16 protein-coding genes and 1 pseudogene are annotated in these 18,661 nt (G+C 45.8%); 2 read left to right on the plus strand and 15 right to left on the minus strand.

Annotated features, from left to right (window positions below; translation table 11 throughout):
• Positions 1 to 4 precede the first annotated feature (4 nt).
• From L3V31_RS08305 to htpX, 6 genes and pseudogenes are all read right to left on the minus strand, one after another.
• Positions 5 to 1,261 (minus strand): cyclopropane-fatty-acyl-phospholipid synthase family protein, encoded by a 1,257-nt coding sequence (locus L3V31_RS08305; RefSeq protein WP_237315614.1) that lies wholly within the window; start codon positions 1,259 to 1,261, stop codon positions 5 to 7.
• Positions 1,255 to 2,065: pseudogene (locus tag L3V31_RS08310) on the minus strand (DUF1365 family protein). Before L3V31_RS08310 ends, L3V31_RS08305 begins: the two are co-directional and overlap by 7 nt.
• A 1-nt stretch (position 2,066) precedes the next feature.
• On the minus strand, positions 2,067 to 3,359 hold the full coding sequence (locus tag L3V31_RS08315; protein ID WP_237315615.1) for an NAD(P)/FAD-dependent oxidoreductase: 1,293 nt from the start codon (positions 3,357 to 3,359) through the stop codon (positions 2,067 to 2,069).
• 13 nt (positions 3,360 to 3,372) lie between these two features.
• Entirely contained in the window at positions 3,373 to 4,098 is a 726-nt protein-coding gene (locus L3V31_RS08320; RefSeq protein WP_237315616.1) for an SDR family oxidoreductase, read from the minus strand.
• The gene (locus L3V31_RS08325) at positions 4,095 to 4,514 is read right to left on the minus strand and encodes a nuclear transport factor 2 family protein (RefSeq protein ID WP_237315617.1); all 420 of its coding nucleotides are present in this window, start codon (positions 4,512 to 4,514) and stop codon (positions 4,095 to 4,097) included. Before L3V31_RS08325 ends, L3V31_RS08320 begins: the two co-directional genes overlap by 4 nt.
• 203 nt (positions 4,515 to 4,717) lie before the next feature.
• The gene (htpX, locus tag L3V31_RS08330) at positions 4,718 to 5,587 is read right to left on the minus strand and encodes a protease HtpX (protein WP_237315618.1); all 870 of its coding nucleotides are present in this window, start codon (positions 5,585 to 5,587) and stop codon (positions 4,718 to 4,720) included.
• Between the two features lie 312 nt (positions 5,588 to 5,899).
• Between htpX and L3V31_RS08335 the strand changes: the two genes are divergently transcribed.
• Positions 5,900 to 6,067, plus strand: a complete 168-nt coding sequence (locus tag L3V31_RS08335) for a hypothetical protein (RefSeq protein WP_014231467.1) — start codon at positions 5,900 to 5,902, stop codon at positions 6,065 to 6,067.
• Positions 6,068 to 6,129: 62 nt separating this feature from the next.
• Here the strand turns inward: L3V31_RS08335 and bioD are convergent, their stop codons facing one another.
• The 4 genes from bioD to bioB are packed head-to-tail and all read right to left on the minus strand — an operon-like array spanning position 6,130 to position 9,806.
• On the minus strand, positions 6,130 to 6,813 hold the full coding sequence (bioD, locus tag L3V31_RS08340; RefSeq protein WP_237315619.1) for a dethiobiotin synthase: 684 nt from the start codon (positions 6,811 to 6,813) through the stop codon (positions 6,130 to 6,132).
• Positions 6,810 to 7,616, minus strand: coding sequence for a malonyl-ACP O-methyltransferase BioC (gene bioC / locus L3V31_RS08345; protein ID WP_237315620.1), 807 nt, complete (start codon positions 7,614 to 7,616; stop codon positions 6,810 to 6,812). Before bioC ends, bioD begins: the two co-directional genes overlap by 4 nt.
• Positions 7,616 to 8,767 carry an 8-amino-7-oxononanoate synthase gene (gene bioF / locus L3V31_RS08350; RefSeq protein ID WP_237315621.1) on the minus strand — a complete coding sequence of 384 codons (1,152 nt, stop codon included), beginning with the start codon at positions 8,765 to 8,767 and terminating at the stop codon, positions 7,616 to 7,618. Before bioF ends, bioC begins: the two co-directional genes overlap by 1 nt.
• A complete protein-coding gene (gene bioB, locus L3V31_RS08355; protein WP_237315622.1) occupies positions 8,754 to 9,806 on the minus strand; it encodes a biotin synthase BioB in 1,053 nt (350 codons plus the stop codon). The genes bioF and bioB overlap by 14 nt, the downstream gene beginning before the upstream one ends.
• A 130-nt stretch (positions 9,807 to 9,936) precedes the next feature.
• Between bioB and bioA the strand changes: the two genes are divergently transcribed.
• The gene (gene bioA / locus L3V31_RS08360) at positions 9,937 to 11,214 is read left to right on the plus strand and encodes an adenosylmethionine--8-amino-7-oxononanoate transaminase (RefSeq protein WP_237315623.1); all 1,278 of its coding nucleotides are present in this window, start codon (positions 9,937 to 9,939) and stop codon (positions 11,212 to 11,214) included.
• Between the two features lie 245 nt (positions 11,215 to 11,459).
• Here the strand turns inward: bioA and serS are convergent, their stop codons facing one another.
• The 5 genes from serS to lrp all read right to left on the minus strand — a co-directional run bounded on the left by serS (position 11,460) and on the right by lrp (position 18,649).
• Complete coding sequence (gene serS, locus L3V31_RS08365) at positions 11,460 to 12,767, minus strand: serine--tRNA ligase (RefSeq protein ID WP_237315624.1); 1,308 nt, start codon at positions 12,765 to 12,767, stop codon at positions 11,460 to 11,462.
• 93 nt (positions 12,768 to 12,860) lie between these two features.
• Positions 12,861 to 14,210, minus strand: a complete 1,350-nt coding sequence (locus L3V31_RS08370) for a replication-associated recombination protein A (protein ID WP_237315625.1) — start codon at positions 14,208 to 14,210, stop codon at positions 12,861 to 12,863.
• 6 nt (positions 14,211 to 14,216) lie between these two features.
• Entirely contained in the window at positions 14,217 to 14,843 is a 627-nt protein-coding gene (gene lolA, locus L3V31_RS08375) for an outer membrane lipoprotein chaperone LolA (protein WP_237315626.1), read from the minus strand.
• Positions 14,844 to 14,918: 75 nt separating this feature from the next.
• Positions 14,919 to 18,002 carry a DNA translocase FtsK 4TM domain-containing protein gene (locus L3V31_RS08380; protein ID WP_237315627.1) on the minus strand — a complete coding sequence of 1,028 codons (3,084 nt, stop codon included), beginning with the start codon at positions 18,000 to 18,002 and terminating at the stop codon, positions 14,919 to 14,921.
• A gap of 152 nt (positions 18,003 to 18,154) precedes the next feature.
• Positions 18,155 to 18,649, minus strand: coding sequence for a leucine-responsive transcriptional regulator Lrp (gene lrp / locus L3V31_RS08385; RefSeq protein WP_005378234.1), 495 nt, complete (start codon positions 18,647 to 18,649; stop codon positions 18,155 to 18,157).
• Positions 18,650 to 18,661 lie beyond the last annotated feature (12 nt).

An 18,661-nucleotide genomic window follows, 5' to 3' on the forward strand; every position in this document is an offset into this window, starting at 1 on the left:
CTAATTAAGGTCTCTGAAACGTCATGTGTACCGCGCTAATGGTTCGCGCCAAAAAACCACCTTCGCAATAACTCAGGTAGTAACGCCACATACGGAAAAATCGATCATCGTAACCAAGCGCACGAACTTCTTTCTCTGCTTTATTAAATCGGCTATGCCATTCATAGAGTGTTTTCGCATAATCGAGGCCGATATCAAACAGGTCTCGAACAACAAGGTCACTATACTTGGTTGTCGCTTGGGTAAGCGAGGTAACAGAAGGCAAAAAACCACCTGGGAAAATGTACTTCTGAATAAAATCGACGTTATTGCTGTAATATTCATAACGCTGATCGGCAATAGTAATCGCCTGAATGGCCATTAATCCACCCGGTTTAAGCAGTGATTCGCACTTCTTGATGTAGGAGGGTAAAAACGCTTTCCCCACCGCTTCAATCATCTCAATCGAAACCAACTTGTCATACGTACCAGTCAGATTTCGGTAATCTTCTTTAAGCAACGTGATTTTATCCGACAAGCCTTTCTTTTCAATCTGTTGCTTGGTGTAAGCGTGCTGTTCTTCTGAAATGGTGGTGGTGGTTACCTGACAGCCATACTGCTCAGCCATGTAGATCGCCATCGCTCCCCAACCAGTACCAATCTCTATAACGTGATCGGATGCCTTTAGGTCGATCTGCTGACAAAGACGATCCATTTTATTGATCTGCGCTTGCTCTAGTGACTCATTATCTTGGCGATAAAGCGCAGATGAATAGAGCATATTACTATCAAGAAATGACTCATACAGCGCATTGCCCAGATCATAGTGAGCATGAATATTTTTGCGAGAATTCTCTTGTGAGTTGCGGTTAGCCCAATGGCTGATTCTGTAAAATAGCTTGGTTATCCGACTCCCCTGCTCTTCTATTTGATCTAATGCTCGCATATTTATCGCCATCAGCTTCATGAGTGCGGTCAGGTCTGGGCTATCCCACCAGCCATCCATGTATGCCTCACCCGCTGCGATACTCCCACCTCGTAAAATTCGTGAGTATAAACCGGGATGTTTCACCTCGATGGTTGCAACAACAGGCTGACCGTTATACGAACCATCAGGCGCAGAAAAACGTTCGCTTTTTTCTGTCGCGCCTGAATTAAAGCTCTCAATTAAGGTTAAACAACCAAATTCCATTTTTTTCAAACATTGAACCATCACTCTGCGAGCCGCTTTTTGAGTCGTACTCAGTTCGCACGGCAATGTGATTGCACTACTATTCAACATGCAGAATTCTCCTTGTTATAGCTTTTTGTTATTTTTATTCTCTGGCGGTGTTTTATTTTCGTTGGAGTATTTAGGGTGGGAATAAAAAGGCGCACCTTTTCTCCATAACTTTAATGCGTGCCAGTAAATTCCAAACACCACTTTTACTGTTTGTATCGGTGTGACAACCAAACACCTCATCAAGCTTTTACTAGATAGTACTGTCGCTTTCATTGCCATTGTTGCATCAAAATGCTTACCACCTTTATGACACTCTAAATGAATATTGAGCCTGTCCGTCAGTGAATTAATCTTCCACCGATATTGTTGGTCAATTGGATTAAACGGGGAGACATGAAACGCTTTTTCTTGCTTCCACCCGAACTGTTCATCATCCTGCTGAGCGGAAACAGCATAGTAATGACGTTCATTCCAAGGTGTATTGCTTACTTCAGCTAACAAGTATTTCCATTCACCAAGCTTGTTATAAACATAGTAAAAATTAACCGGACTAAAATAGAGGCCCAAATAGCGCAAGTGGCAAACCGCAATGACGCGGCCATCACATCTAACGCCTGTCAGGCTTTCCAATTTATCTTGTACTGCCTTTTTAAGGTTTCCTTCACCGACATAATCACTGCGTTTAAACCTAGCCCAATGCCACCAGCGTGTACCAAATCCCCACACTTTTTTTTCCAGCTCATCAATTTCGTCAACATCAATGGCTGGCATAAATAGCGAATAGTTCAGCTCGTGCGACACGGGTGTGAAGCGACGATGTCTTACATTGCCAATAAACAATCGGCTGTTCATACAGCTAGCCATGTTATGCCGCGCCTCTTTGCAACGAAGTAACATCTTGTGTTTTCGTTTTCTCTTTCAGCGTTTTGACCACATCCAAAGCGCTACGTACGCCATCTTCATGAAACCCGTTATGCCAATAAGCCCCACAGAACCAGGTATGTGCAACACCCTGAATCTCACTCCTCCTCTGCTGAGCGGCTATAGATTCGGTCGTAAACACGGGATGATCGTAAGTGAACTTGCGAAGAATTTTGCTTGCGTCAATTTGATCGGTGCTGTTCAACGTTACGCAAAAAGTATGTGTAGAGTCTAAATGCTGAAGTATATTCATATCGTAGGTAAGTGACGGCAATCGTTGTTTTTCGCTATCACAACCCTCTAACAGATAGTTCCAGGAAGCCCACGCGGCTTTACGTTTCGGAAGCAAACTTGTATCAGTGTGCAGAACCACCTCGTTGGATTGATAAGCCATATCACCAAGAATACTTTGCTCCTCGTCAGACAGCTCACTGAGCATTCTCATTGCCTGATCACTGTGGCAAGCAAATATCACTTCATCGAACCACTCCGTAGTCCCGTTTACGTGTAATAGCACACGATCTTTACTTCGCGTAACGCTTTCAACCGGGCTGTTGAGACGGATATTTTGTGCAAATCCTTGAGTCAATGGAGGAATATAAGCGCGAGAGCCGCCTTTGATCACATACCACTGTGGACGATTCGTCACATCAAGCAATCCGTGGTTCAAGAAGAAGCGTAAGAAAAACATCAACGGAAATGCACGCATGTCCGCGAGTGTAGAAGACCAAATTGCCGCGCCCATAGGGAGAATATAATTATCAGTGAAGAACTGACTAAACTTATGTTCATCGAGGAACTCTCCAAGCGTTTGCAGGTTTGTATTCTCATCGTTGGCGAAGCTTTTCGCTAACTTGTTAAAACGAAGAATCTCGTAGATAAAACGATAGAACTTTGGATTAAACCAATTACGCTTTTGCGCGAAAAGTGTAGAAATCGTGTGCCCGTTGTACTCTAAGCCGTTCGCCTTGTTACGGACGCTAAAGCTCATTTGAGTCGGTATACCTTCTACACCAATTTCATTCATCATCTTGATAAAATTAGGATAGGTACGGTCGTTATAAACGATAAAGCCTGTGTCAATTGCATAGTCTTTTCCATCCACAGTGACATCAACGGTTGCTGTGTGCCCACCGATGTAATCATTCGCTTCAAATAAAGTAATGTCATGTTCTTTATGCAAGTAGTAACCGCACGTCAGTCCGGATATCCCAGTGCCTATAATTGCAATTTTCATATTTTCTTCCTTTTTAAGACACGAGTTTACGCATTAAGTAGGCTTGCCAGCGGTATGGAAACAACGAAATGAAGCGAAGAATGCTGGTAAACCTCGCCGGGAAATAGATGAGGCTTTTGTTTGCCGCAAGTTGCTTCCTGATCGATTCAGATGCTTGCTTGACGGAGATGATCATCGGCATTTCAAAGGTGTTTTTGTCGGTCAGCGGCGTTTCGACAAAGCCGGGAAAGACCGTCACGACCTGTATACCTTTATTTGCGAGATCTAAGGCAAGTGTTCTAGCAAAGTAGCTCACAGCCGCTTTCGATGCGCCGTACGCTTCCGCTCTCGGTAAAGCCACTTCAGAAGCAATAGACCCGACAATCACCACACGATGTCCCGGTTCAAAATAGCTCTGGCAGGCTTCGACGCAATTTGCCACCCCAATAACGTTGACATTCAGTACTCTCGCCATGAGTCTCGCGTCAACGTGGCCATTGTCCATATACTCGCAATCACCAGCGTTGAAAAACCAGGTACCTGGAACAAAGTTAAGTGATGACAGAGCATGTATAGTCTCTTCGTAGTTAGTCACATCAAACCGAAGTGTTTCAATCTGCGGAGAATGCTCGCTTAACTCATTGAGTACGGCTTCGTTACGCCCGCACGCAATCACGCGCCAACCAGAATTGGCGTAATCCAATACAAGCTGCTTTCCAATGCCAGATGTCGCGCCTGTGATCAAAATCGAACCACTCATTGCGATAACCTCTGCTTCACGATTTTTACCACCGAGCCAAGTAGAGGTAAGTTTTCATATAACATCTCTCCGAGGTCAAAGTAGTCACGGTGATAAATGACCTGTCCTTCCGCAAACTTCAGATGAGAGGCACCATTTACCAAAATTGGCGACCCGCCCTGTAACTTTGGATGAAGTAATTCCATCGTCCAGGTAATAAAACCCGTTTCGTCCACCTGTTGGTGTTCATGTATGACAAAGTCACAGCGGATAACGTTGGTATAAAGAGATTGAAAGTATTGGTAGAGTGCGGTTCTCCCCTCTAATCGATGCGCTGCGTCTTCAAACACCACATCAGGATGATAAATTTCATCCAGCAGATGTAAGTTATCTTTGCTGAGCTGCTGGTAAATATCGACGACAGACCGTAATTCCATTTCGTTGCTCCTACGCACCTTCAACCGTTTGTGTTGTACAAAAATATTATACGTACAACATAGACTAATCACATAAAGTTGTACAAAAAATATTTTGTATAACTTTGTTTCTTTTAGGTGTGATACGTGAACAAGGAAGGTAGCGATCAGACAAGCGAAAAAAAGGCTTGGTAAAAACCAAGCCTTTTCAGAAAATTATTCGATTAGTATTGTTGATTACGTAAAGCGTTAATACGCTTATCTAGCGGTGGGTGGCTCATTAGTAGCTCCGTCAGAGACTGCTTACCGTTGATACCAAACGCCATCATAGTGCCATCTAACTTCGACTCTTGGCTCATTTTTAAACGTTCAAGAGCAGCAATCATTTTTTCTTTGCCAACTAGATGAGCCGCACCGGCGTCTGCATGGAACTCACGATGACGGCTATACCACATGGTGATGAAGCTTGCTAAGAAACCAAACACCAGTTCCAGTACCATAGAGACACCAAAATACACCATCATGTTTGAACCCTGGCCTTCTTCCTCATCATTAGACGCCACCATGTTGGCGATAAAACGAGACAAGAAGATTACAAACGTGTTCACAACACCCTGCATCAGTGTCATTGTGACCATGTCACCATTCGCAATATGGCTCACCTCGTGTGCCAACACAGCTTCGGCTTCATCACGAGTCATGTTATGTAACAGACCCGTAGAAACCGCAACCAATGAGTCATCACGCTTTGCACCTGTCGCGAAGGCATTAATATCTGGTGAATCATAAATGGCCACCGTTGGCATGCCGATCCCCGCTTGCTGAGCCTGACGGCCTACTGTCTCCAGTAGCCAATGCTCTGTTTCGTTACGTGGGCTTTCAATAACCATACCGCCAACCGAACGCAGCGCCATGCCTTTTGACATCATTAACGAAATCAGTGCACCACCAAAACCAAAGACCGCAGCCATAATCAGCAAACCAGACAAACTGCCCGGCTGCATTCCCGTTGTAGCGTAAACAATATTCAGAACAACACTAAGAACTAGCACGACGGCTAGGTTAGTTGCCAGGAATAACATAACTCGCTTCATTACTTTTCTCCGAGGAAGCTTATTGTTGTAAAAGCCGATCCCATTTGGTTTCGTACTCCGTTGCGTTATAGATATAGTCTATCGCTGTTAAAAACAAGGTTAAGCAATAAATTGCAACATTTGTTTTCTCAACTGAAATAAATCGTAAATTTTTATAGCCTAAAAACAGTATTTTAGACTAGGTTTAGACTTTGGTCTTATTGTCCGATTGTTTGAGCGTGCTAAATTCAAGTCAGATGAACAAAAACAGAGCAAACTCTAAACACGTTCCAACGTCGAGTAGCTCTAAATCCATGTCTTGAGGGAAAAATCATGGTAGAAACTAACGACTATCAAATGGCTATAGATTTACTACGTTGTCACCTAGGTATCTCAGAGGACGAGGCAAAGCAACAACTTGGTATTTCTACTGATGACCATATGGCTAATCGTATTGCAGAAACGCAACACGCATTGATGGGTCTAGGAAACGAAAAATAAACCTGAGTTAGGTTTACGAATAATGCAAAGGGCTGCGTAATGCAGCCCTTTCGTTTTTTATACTAGCGTTGAAGTAGAGGATCGATGTTAATGTATTTCCCGAGTTCTTTGCGCTTAGCACTAGGGACATACGGAATCTCACCTAATTTTGGGGTACCTAATCGAGATTCGAGCATTTCAATTATGTCCGCATAGTGCTCTGTACCAGGGTTTACGCGATTTGCTACCCATCCAACAAGGTTCAGGCCATCGGCTCGAATCGCCTCTGCCGTTAAAAAAGCATGACTCAAACAGCCCAGTTTAATACCAACGACCAAAACGACTGGAAGCTGCTCTTGTTTCACCCAGGTAGAGAGATTGTCTGTATCCGAAACCGGGACACGCCAGCCCCCAGCACCTTCAACTAATACCATGTCAGCCTGAGCTTTATGCTGGGTCAGTTTTTCGCTTAAAACGTCGTATCTAATCTCAACATCTTCATGTTTAGCAGCGATATGCGGCGAAGTCGGAAGCTCCAGTGCATACGGATTTATATCATCGTAAGCCACTTCTAGTGTCGCTGCTTTTTGTAAATGCAACGCATCTGAGTTACGCCAACCTTGCTCTGTCTTTTCGCTTCCTGCTGCCACTGGCTTATAACCAATGGTGTTTAACCCTTTTGCCGCCAACGCTTGCAGAATGGCTTTAGACGCTACCGTTTTTCCTACATCAGTATCCGTACCAGCAATAAAAAAAGCATCAATCATAGATGTATTACTCCAAAACAAACCTGATAACTTGCAGGTAAAAGACCTTTATCGTTTTTGAATTCTTGGTACGCACGTTCTACGTGTAAAAGTTTGCGGCGGCTTGTCAGCGCAGGAGAGCGACCACTAACATGGGTTGCTCCGATACCTTTAAGATCCCGCATAACAGAAAACGCCGAGTCGTACCAAACTGTGATGGAGGTCAAGTCTAGATGATGGTCATTGCAGTGAGCTTGCGCCAACGCAATTTTTACCTGATTGATAGTTATAAAGTCATTGACGTGTTGATATGCATCAATTTTTTTCCATGATTCACGTAGCTCATAAAGTGATCCATCAACAAGAGTAGAGAAAAAGCCAGCTCCCCCCTCTTTCAGGATTCGGCGCACTTCACGTAGCGGGTAGCTCAAATCGCAGCACCACTGCAAAGCCAAACTAGAGAAGACATAATCAAAACTATGATCCTCAAAAGGCAAATTTTCTGCGTCAGCTAACACATAGCGTGCTCTTTCGTCACCACATCGTTGTTGGGCTTTATTGAGCATCTCTTGAGAGATGTCAGCGCAAACCACTTCGGCACCTCGTTGTTGGAGTAACTCAGAGAAGTATCCTGTTCCACAGCCGAGATCTAAAATGCGCTTTCCTGATAAGTCTTCTGGAAGCCTCGCTAATAATCGATGCCCGACATCGCGCTGAAAGGCTGCATGTGCATCATAAGTATGGGCGGCTTTTCCGAATGAAGTAGCGATAGCACTCTTATCTTGACCATCAGGAGCCAGATCTCTCTGTTCTGCTTGATTCATTACCGCGCTCCTAGTGCTTGTTCAAGTACGTGAGACAATGTTTTGATTTGATCTTTGGTATGATTAGCCGTCAAGGTGATACGTAACCGGGACGTCCCCGCTGGAACCGTAGGCGGCCGAATTGCCGTAACCCAGAAGCCGTTTTTGCGACAAGAGTCTGCCACACTCAATGCTTGTTCAGCGTCACCGATAACAAAAGGTTTAATCGGTGTCAGCGTTTCAATAAAGCCGCTCATGTCTTGTAAGCACTCCTGATAGTAAGCACCTAACTCAGCCAACTTCTCGCGCCGCCAACCTTGCTCTTGAACGATGGAAACGGCATGGGTTAACGCATACGCTTGCGCCGGAGGCATTGCTGTGGAGTAAACATGATGTCGCGCGAACTGTGTTAGGAAGTCGCCAGTAACTTGATCACACAAAATGGCGGCACCGGAGACGCCAAATGCTTTGCCAAAAGTGACCACGAGAATATCTGGCTTGATACTGGCCTCTTCACACGAACCACCACCAGTATCGCCTAACACACCAATACCATGGGCATCATCCACTGCTAGCCAGGCATCATTTTCTTGAGTAATTTGGGCAAGCGCCGCGAGGGGAGCGCAATCGCCATCCATGCTAAAGACACCTTCCGTAACTACTAGATGATTATGATTACACTCGAGAAGCGATTTAAGGTGCGTCATGTCGTTATGCTTAAAGCGCTTCATTTTAGCTGGCGACAATGCACCCGCTTCCATTAAAGACGCGTGATTGAGTCGGTCTTGCAGTAAGACATCCGACTTTTCCAGCAAAGTAAACAATAATGCCTGATTAGCACTGAAGCCCGAACCAAACAATATTGCTCGTTCATACCCCAACCACTCAGTCAGCGCAGATTCTAGATTACTGTGCGCGGCGCTAAATCCGGTCACCATAGGTGAAGCCCCACTACCACTGCCGTAAACACTTAGCCCTTGCTGCCAAGCCCGAACCAACGCTTGATCATTGGCCAAGCCAAGATAATCGTTACTCGAGAAATTGATATAACGTTTACCAGCATGTTCCAGAACGGACTGATTACCGGCAAACACTAAGTTCATAGAGCGATCCAGCCCCTGCTCTTTACGCTGAGCGAGTGCTGATTCGATACGAGATTTAAACGCTGGCATCGTAGAAAAGGTCGTCTTTAGTCGGGCGAGCGGCGACACGCTCCACCACGCGATCAAGCAATTCGTTCTCTTCAATTTCATCCGGCTTTTGCGAGACTTCCTGACTATTTATGCCCAACTTGTTAAACAGCATCATATCTTTGTCTTCAGAAGGGTTTGGTGTAGTCAGTAGCTTACAACCGTAGAAAACAGAATTCGCACCAGCCATAAAGCACAGCGTTTGCATCTGCTCATTCATGTTTTCGCGTCCAGCAGACAAGCGAACAGCAGATTGAGGCATCATGATACGTGCGATAGCAATGAGACGAATGAAATCAAATGGTTCAACATCTTCGACTTTTTCAAGCGGCGTGCCTTTTACTTTTACCAGCATATTGATTGGCACGCTCTCTGGGTGCGTTGGCAAGTTCGCGAGCTCGACTAAGAGTCCAGCACGGTCGTTTGCACTCTCACCCATACCAATAATGCCACCCGAGCAGATTTTCATCCCTGCATCACGAACGTGAGATAGCGTATCCAGACGATCCTGATAAGTACGGGTAGTGATGATATTGCCGTAAAACTCAGGCGACGTATCTAAGTTGTGGTTGTAATAATCTAGCCCTGCATCCGCGAGTTGATTCGCTTGCTCAGGTGTCAGCATGCCTAGCGTCATACAGGTTTCTAGACCCATCTCTTTCACGCCTTTGATCATATCCGTCAGATGTGGCATGTCGCGTTCTTTCGGGTTTTTCCACGCTGCACCCATACAAAAACGTGTAGAACCTGCACTTTTCGCTTTTTGCGCCGCATCGAGTACACGTTCAACTTCCATCAGACGCTCTTTTTCAATGTCTGTGGTGTATCTCGCGCTTTGAGGACAATACTTACAGTCTTCTGGGCACGCACCCGTCTTGATTGACAGCAGTGTACTGACTTGAACATGATTGGTTTGTTGGTATTGGCGGTGTACAAGTTGTGCTTCGAACAGAAGATCCATGAATGGTTTTTCCATTAGCTCTCGCACTTCTGCATGCGTCCAGTTATGACGTACTTCCACGTGTAATCCTTTGGTCACTTTTTTTGTTGTGTTGACAGTCTACCGAGTCCCGTTAAACTGTCAACAAAAGCACAAAATCAAAAGTTTACTTCTGGTTAATTTTTAATCTATTTGAATTTTGGAATTACTCATGGATCTTGCCTTCGACCGCCAACATATCTGGCATCCCTACACTTCTACTCTGACTCCTCTGACCTGTTATCCCGTTGCTTCCGCACACGGCGTCTATATTAGCTTAGAAGACGGTACTCATTTAGTTGATGGCATGTCTTCCTGGTGGTCAACGATTCATGGCTATAATCATCCGCATTTGAACCAAGCGGCGCATCAGCAAATTGACCAAGTTTCTCATGTCATGTTTGGTGGCATTACGCACCAACCCGCGATCAATTTATGTAAGAAGCTCCTTTCTCTAGCACCTAGCAATCTCGAACATGTTTTCCTTGCCGACTCAGGTTCGGTCGCTGTAGAGGTAAGCCTGAAAATGGCGTTGCAATATTGGCACGCAAAAGGCGAACGCAGGCCCAAATTCCTCACCCTAAAACACGGTTACCATGGTGATACTTTTGCCGCGATGTCTGTTACTGACCCCGATAACTCGATGCACTCGCTATACAAAGGCTTTCTGCCAGAGCACATCTTCGCAGACTCTCCGACATGCGGTTATTGGGATGAATGGAACCCTAACGACTTAGCTGATTTCGCACACAAGATCGAACAGCATCACCAAGAGCTTGCCGCAGTGATCCTTGAGCCGATCGTGCAAGGTGCTGGTGGGATGCGTATTTATCATCCTGAGTTCCTAAAAGGTGTCAGGGCACTTTGTGATAAATATGAGCTTTTGTTGATTGCTGATGAGATTGCGACAGGATTTGGGCGGACAGGCAAGCTTTTCGCTTGTGAGCACGCCGGTATTCAGCCTGACATCCTTTGTGTTGGTAAAGCATTAACTGGTGGCTACATGACGTTATCCGCCACCCTTGCAACTAAGCATGTCGCCGACACTGTTTGTGGTGGCGATGCTGGTTGCTTTATGCATGGCCCGACTTTTATGGGCAACCCACTCGCTTGCGCGGTAGCAACTGCAAGTTTAGAGCTTATCGAGCAAGGGGATTGGCAACAGCAGACCAAGCAAATTGAAGCTCTGTTTTCGGAATTGTTACCCAAGCTAGAACAATATGATGTGGTGAAAAACACGCGTTGGCTTGGTGCGATAGGTGTTGTAGAAACGCATCGTCCCGTTAACATGGAGACAATTCAGTCCCTGTTTGTTGAGCACGGCGTTTGGATTCGTCCTTTTGGCAAACTCATTTACATGATGCCTCCATTTATCAGCGAGCCAGCGCACATTGAAAAGTTGGTGAACGCGATTGAAGCAGCGCTTCAACGCGAAGACTGTTTTTTATAACAACAACGCCCACTGATTTTGGTTTTTAGATATTAAAAAACCCAGCTAAAAAGCTGGGTTTTTGTTTTCTAATGGCTAATACCAATCACAGTAAGTAAGTGATCAAAGGTAGCTTAGGAAAAATGCTTGAGAACAAGGCAAAATTTTTCGATAAGTGGTTATTCTACTTTCAAAAATTTTAACGCCGTTATCGAGTATTTTAACAAGCTAGAATGACCAGTTATTTACTACGATTGGTATATATATTAACCGATGTGCGTTGCGCCGCCCATGTACTTCTGAAGTGCTGTTGGGATTGCAATACGACCGTCTGCTTCTTGGTTGTTTTCAAGAATAGCCACCATTGTACGGCCTACTGCCAGACCAGAACCGTTTAGCGTGTGTACAAGTTCAGGTTTCTTCTCACCTTTACGACGGAAACGCGCTTGCATACGACGAGCCTGGAAGTCCCACATGTTAGAACATGAAGAGATTTCACGGTAAGTTTCTTGCGCAGGAACCCACACTTCTAAGTCGTAAGTCTTACGTGCGCCGAAGCCCATGTCACCGGTACATAGAACCACTTTACGGTAAGGAAGTTCCAGAAGTTGCAGAACTTTCTCAGCATGACCTGTCAGCTCTTCAAGTGCATCCATTGAGTCTTCTGGCTTGGTGATTTGTACTAGCTCAACTTTGTCGAACTGGTGCATACGAATCAGACCACGAGTATCACGACCGTAAGAACCTGCTTCTGAGCGGAAGCATGGCGTATGAGCTGTCATCTTAAGCGGCAGATCCGCTTCATCAGAGATTGTGTCACGCACCATGTTAGTAACTGGTACTTCAGCCGTTGGAATAAGCGATAGTCTACGCGGCTCTTCGTCGTTCACTTTCTCTTCAAGCGGCTCTGTATGGAAAAGGTCTTTACCAAATTTAGGTAGCTGACCAGTACCAAATAGGCTGTCAGAGTTCACCAGGTACGGCACGTACATTTCTGTGTAGCCGTGCTCTTCTGTGTGAAGATCGAGCATGAACTGAGCAATTGCACGGTGTAGGCGCGCGAATTGACCTTTCATTACGATAAAGCGTGCACCGGTAATTTTAGTCGCACTTGCGAAATCAAGACCGTCGCCCATTTCACCTAGGTCAACGTGATCTTTCAGTTCGAAATCGTAAGTTTTTGGCTCGCCCCAACGAGAAATCTCTACGTTATCGTCTTCATCTTTACCGTCTGGCACTTCATCTGCTGGGATATTAGGAACAGAAAGCGTGATTTCCTCTAGTTGAGCCATGACTTGCTCAAGTTCCACCTTTTTCGAGTCTAAATCGCTACCAAGAGTACCGATTTGCTTCTTGATCTCTTCTGCGCCTTCTTTATCACCAGCCGCCATTTTTTGGCCGATTTGCTTGGAGATGGAGTTACGCGTGGATTGTAAATTTTCAACTTCTACTTGAATGGACTTACGTTGTTCTTCAAGGTTACGGATTGTCTCGACGTCTAGCTTAAAGCCACGACGCGCCAGTTTAGCAGCTGTTTCATCCAGCTCAGTTCGAAGTAATTTAGAATCCAGCATTGTTAATCCTATGCTTTTGTAGTTGTGAAATCGCTCACCAGCATCTTGCTAGTGCGCTATAAAAATTTACCGAATAAATGTATCCAAAAATGCCTACTTTTCATAGCGCTTTTGTGGGCTATTTGCGTCTAAAGTAGCCAAGTAATCTAACTTTTCGCCGATTTTGGTCTCCAGACCTCGATTTGTCGGTTGATAGTACTTACGATCGTCCATTTCTGGTGGCAAATATTGCTCGCCCGCCGCATAAGCGCCCGGCTCATCATGAGCATAACGATATTCAGCGCCGTACCCCATGTCTTTCATCAAACTTGTAGGTGCATTACGCAAATGATGGGGTACTTCGTATTCCGGTAAGTTGTGCGCGTCAGCGAGTGCTTGTTTCCATGCTACATAGACCGCATTGCTCTTAGGCGCACATGCAAGGTAAACAATCGCCTGAGCAATCGCACGTTCCCCTTCTGCCGGACCAACGCGAGTAAAACAATCCCAAGCAGAAAGCGCTACTTGCATTGCACGAGGATCCGCGTTGCCAACATCCTCGGAAGCAATCGCGAGTAATCGGCGTGCAATGTATAAAGGATCACAACCTGCTGCGATCATTCTCGCTGCCCAGTACAGTGCTGCATCTGGATTAGATCCACGAATTGATTTGTGTACCGCAGAAATTAAGTCGTACCAAATGTCACCTTTGTTATCAAAACGAGAGACTTTTTCCCCTGCGACTTCGGCCAGTAGCTTAAGAGTAATCTCTTTCTCACCTTGAGCATTGTCTTCAGCCATATCGTAAAGCAACTCAAGGTAGTTAAGCGACATGCGAGCGTCACCGTTAACCAGTTCTGACAAACGTTCTAATACGTTATCGACGAAATGTGCAGGTGTATTACCCAAGCCACGCTCTTTATCGCTAATTGCTTGATTGAGCGCCTGTGCAATCTCGTCTTTATTCAGGGAAGTCAGTTTGTATACCCGCGCCCGAGACAACAATGCGTTGTTGAGTTCAAAAGACGGGTTTTCTGTGGTTGCACCAATAAACGTAACCGTCCCGTCTTCAATATGCGGTAGGAAAGCGTCTTGCTGAGACTTGTTAAACCGATGCACCTCATCCACAAACAACATCGTGCGGCGACCCGTCATTTTATTTTCTCGTGCTTTCTCAATCGCAGCACGTATTTCTTTCACTCCAGACGTTACTGCAGAAACACGCTCCACCTCTGCATTGGCGTAATTCGCGGCAACTTCTGCCAACGTCGTTTTGCCGGTACCCGGAGGCCCCCACAAAATCATTGAGTGGATATTTCCGGCTTCCAATGCTCGACGTAAAGGTTTCCCCGGACCTAAAATATGCTGCTGTCCGATATACTGTTCGACCGTTTGCGGCCTCATACGCGCAGCAAGGGGACGAAAATCTTCGTCCCCCGAGAAATCTAGTGTGTAATTCGTCACTACCCGTTAATTCCTTTGGTCATCCACTTCCACTCCTTTTGGAATCGTGAATGTGAATCGGTTGGCTTTTGGTTTTCCTAGCTTCACGTTACTGAATTTGAACAGGCCTCTTTGACCATCTTGTTCAATCACATTGAAGCCTTTTACGATACCTTTTGCATCGATATGAATCTGGAAACGACCTTGCGTTGAATCGACTGCTGTCGGGATCAGTGTGAACTCGTTACCTTTTTGAGATACTTTGTAATTATCCCAATCACTCGCGCGATTTCGAGTCAAAAGCACAAATGGTGTTTGTTCTGCCGCTTGCTCTTGCCAGTAAATGCTCACTTGTTCGATAAATGGGCTGTAGTACCAAAGGGTTTTACCATCAGACACCAACAAGTTTTCGTCTGGGAATGTCGTACTCCAACGGAACAAACTCGGACGGGCGATTTCAACTGTCCCTTCCCCTTCCATCACCGTTTCCCCTTCCGGGCTGATGACTTGCTGAGAAAAGTCGGCACTGAAGCCATCGTTAATTGATAAACGCTTGCTTAACTCTGCTTTTGGGGATGCGGCATACGCGGTGGAGAATAAAGAGAAGCTTAAAACAAGCGCGGAGATGAGTTTCGCTGAAAATCGTTTTTTCATTCAAATACCTATCACTGTGGTCGAAAGACCGAATTTTACTCACCTCTTTGGACTAAGGTGAGTAAAACAAGTTCATTAATCTTTTGGCGGCGCAGGCGCGAGAACTTCGCGGTTGCCATTGTGGCCAGGCGCACTGACGATACCTTGTGCTTCAAGTTGCTCAACGATTCGAGCGGCTCGGTTGTAACCTATCTTGAAGCGGCGCTGCACACCTGAAACTGAGCCACGGCGTGACTGAACGACGTGCTCGACCACTTGATCGAACAACGGGTCTACATCTTCATCGGCTTCCATCTGTTCGCCAGGGAGTAAGCTTTCCGGACTCTGGTCGCCGCTAATAATCTCGTCGATATAGTTTGGTTTGCCGCGAGCTTTCCAGTTATTCACAACGGCATGAACATCATCATCTGACGCAAATGCACCGTGTACACGTATCGTGTGGCTCGAACCTGGCGGCAGGTAAAGCATATCACCCATACCCAGTAGTGATTCTGCACCACCTTGGTCTAGGATCGTACGAGAGTCCGTCTTGGTTGATACGGTAAACGCCACACGCGTTGGAATGTTGGCTTTAATCAGACCAGTAATGACGTCAACAGATGGTCGCTGAGTCGCAAGGATCAGGTGAATACCCGCCGCACGTGCTTTCTGTGCTAAGCGTGCAATCAGTTCTTCAACTTTTTTACCGACGACCATCATCAGGTCAGCAAATTCATCCACGACGACGACAATGTATGGCAGTTTCTCTAATAGCGGCGGCTCAGTGTCCATGCTATCGCCGTCTTGCCAGAATGGATCATGAATCGGGTGACCTGCTTCAGCAGCCATCTTCAACTTTTCGTTGAAGCCTTTCACGTTACGAACGCCTAGCGTTGACATCAGTTTGTAACGACGTTCCATTTCTCCGACACACCAACGAAGTGCGTTAGACGCGTCTTTCATGTCCGTTACAACTTCAGAGAGAAGATGAGGAATCCCCTCATAAATAGAAAGCTCCAACATTTTCGGGTCGATCATGATGAAACGCAGATCTTCCGGAGACGCTTTGTAGAGCATACTTAAGATCATGACGTTCACACCGACCGACTTACCCGAACCGGTTGTACCAGCCACCAACACGTGAGGCATTTTAGAAATATCGGCAATGACCGCTTCACCCGCAATGTCCTGACCGAGCACGACCGTTGTCGGTGATTTAGCTTGCTCAAATTGAGGGCTGTTGATGACATCAGAGAGGTATACGGTCTGACGGCTCATGTTCGGCAGCTCCAAACCTACGTAAGGTTTACCTGGAATCACTTCAACAACGCGCACCGCCATGGCTGAAAGTGCACGTGCCAAGTCCATTGAAAGACCGGAAATACGGCTAACTTTTACACCCGGAGCCAAATCCAGTTCAAATCGAGTGATAACAGGACCAGGGTAAATACCTACTACGTCCGCTTTAATTTTGTAGTCCGCCAGCTTACTTTCAACCAGTCGAGCGACCTGCTCTAATGCGTCACGATCAATAAAGTTCTCGCGTTTTTCTGGGTGATAAAGAAGCTCAAGAGTTGGTAACGGCTCTTCTGGCACGGGCAGGTTTTCTTCTTGCTTCATCAAGAATGGATTCTGTGTTGCTGCCACTTTAGCTTGAGCACCAGTAACCATGTTCTGGAATGCGGCCACATCTTGATCACCTTCGGAGACCTCTTCTACTTCGGTAGCAGGAGCTGGCTCGATTGTCGCACGTGGTGACGGTTCAGACCTTACAAACGGCTCGCTTGATTGCGCTATTGAAGCCTCTGATTGAGGAACAACTGTCGGCTCTGGTTGAGCAGCAACGTACTCGTTTTCATCTTCGTCATCAACAACATCAAAGTTCGAAATCGTTGGTTCAATATGCTCGCCGGGCTCTGTCTGCTCAGAAATGTAATCCAGAGAGGCGGGATCGATAACTGGCTCTTCAAATGTTACTGATTCAACTTGAGCTTGTTGTTCTTGCTCCGCCGCAAACTGAGCATATTCAGAGTAGTCTGGTTCACTTTGGAATGATTGTGTATCAATCACTTCATTTTGAACTGGGCGCACTGGATCTGAATAATTTTGTTGTGTCGATGTTAGCGTTTGTTCAGGTTGCTCTTCCAACGCCCAATCGTCAGCTTGGTGAGCCGCAGCTTCCAACTCTTCAATAGTGACATTTAGCTGTTTAGTCCTTTCCACTGATGGATCAACATGATTGACGCTTAAAGCCTGCGTTTGAGGTTCTGATTTGACGTAGTGTGCCGGTTCAGCCTGTTCCGCAGCAGGAGCAACCGATTTGGCTGAATCTGCCACAGGTTTTGACACGCGCGGTTCCGGCTGAGTTTGCGGCATATAAATAGGATATTCGTGCGGCGCTTCTTTAGGCTCTTCGACATCATATGCCGTCAAGTGAGGAAGTGATTCTTCTTCCTGTTCGTCCTCAACACGTCTTTTGGTGACTTTATCTTCAATAAACTCATCAAGCTGAGGTTCCAGTGTTTCTTGCTCTGAGCCTCTCAGCTTATTAGCAATACCACTGACTAACCCTAGCGAGCGATCGCCTAACCACTCGACAATGTTTAACCAAGATATCCCCGTAAATAGAGTAAAACCCGCGCCCCACAAGAACAGCAGAACTAATGTGGTACCCAGTATATTGAGCGTAGGTAATGCCAGGCTGGAAAGTACGTCACCTACAACGCCACCAGATGAGAAATACCAGATATCATCGAAGTTAATATCAGCCAAGCCACAGCTGGTCATAATGAGGACAACAAGACCAAGTAATCGTGTGCCCCAAAGCATAAGATCGATTGGCTCGTCTTCGCCGCGTTTTCGACAAAGCACCCATGCCGCCGCCGCCAATAAGAAAGGCAGAGGGTAAGCCAGTGAGCCAAACGTGAAAAATAGAGTATCGGCTAGCCAAGCGCCAAACAGGCCACCAGCATTATCGATTTCCCCACCCCAAGCGGTTTGGGACCAGGAAGGATCGGCTGGGCTAAAGGTAAATAACGCTACAGCAAGTAATACCGAGCTAAGAACGCCTACTATAAAGCAGCACTCTTTCAAGCGTTGGAAGCCATTTAAGCGTGAAGACTGAGGCTCTTCACTTGTTTTAATGATGGTTTCGACTTTCTTTGCGTTCTCTTTGAACATAAATCAACTTGAATATGGAAATGAAATAGGAATTTACAAAACATTCCGAGCGGCATAAAGCCGCTCGGTAAATTGATTTAACCATATCAAAGAGAAAAACCCAATTACTCTATGCCGAAAGCGGAAGCATATACCGCTTTCTTTGCAAGAATTTAACGAGTTTTAATCACAAGCTGGTTAGATTGTTTCACTTCTTCCATCACAACGTATGTACGAGTGTCGTTTACACCAGGTAAACGCAGAAGCGTATCGCCAAGTAGTCGACGGTAAGCCCCCATATCTGATACACGAGTTTTAAGAAGATAGTCAAAGTCACCTGATACTAGATGACATTCTTGGATATCATCCAGTTTTTGAACCGCAGAGTTAAACTGCTCGAACACATCTGGTGCACCGCGGTTTAACGTAATTTCAACGAACACTAAAAGTGAAGCGTCCAAAAACTGCGGATTCAACAACGCAGTATACCCTGTAATGTACCCCTGACGTTCTAATCGACGTACACGTTCTAAACACGGCGTTGGCGAAAGACCCACACGCTTTGAAAGTTCTACGTTCGAAATACGACCGTCTTTCTGCAATTCATTAAGAATGTTGCGGTCGATACGGTCTAGTTCCTTGGACGGCTTTTTATAGTTGTCTGCCATTTTTTATTCCAC

The organism is Vibrio sp. J1-1, assembly GCF_021728395.1.
In the GTDB taxonomy this organism is placed as follows: domain Bacteria; phylum Pseudomonadota; class Gammaproteobacteria; order Enterobacterales; family Vibrionaceae; genus Vibrio.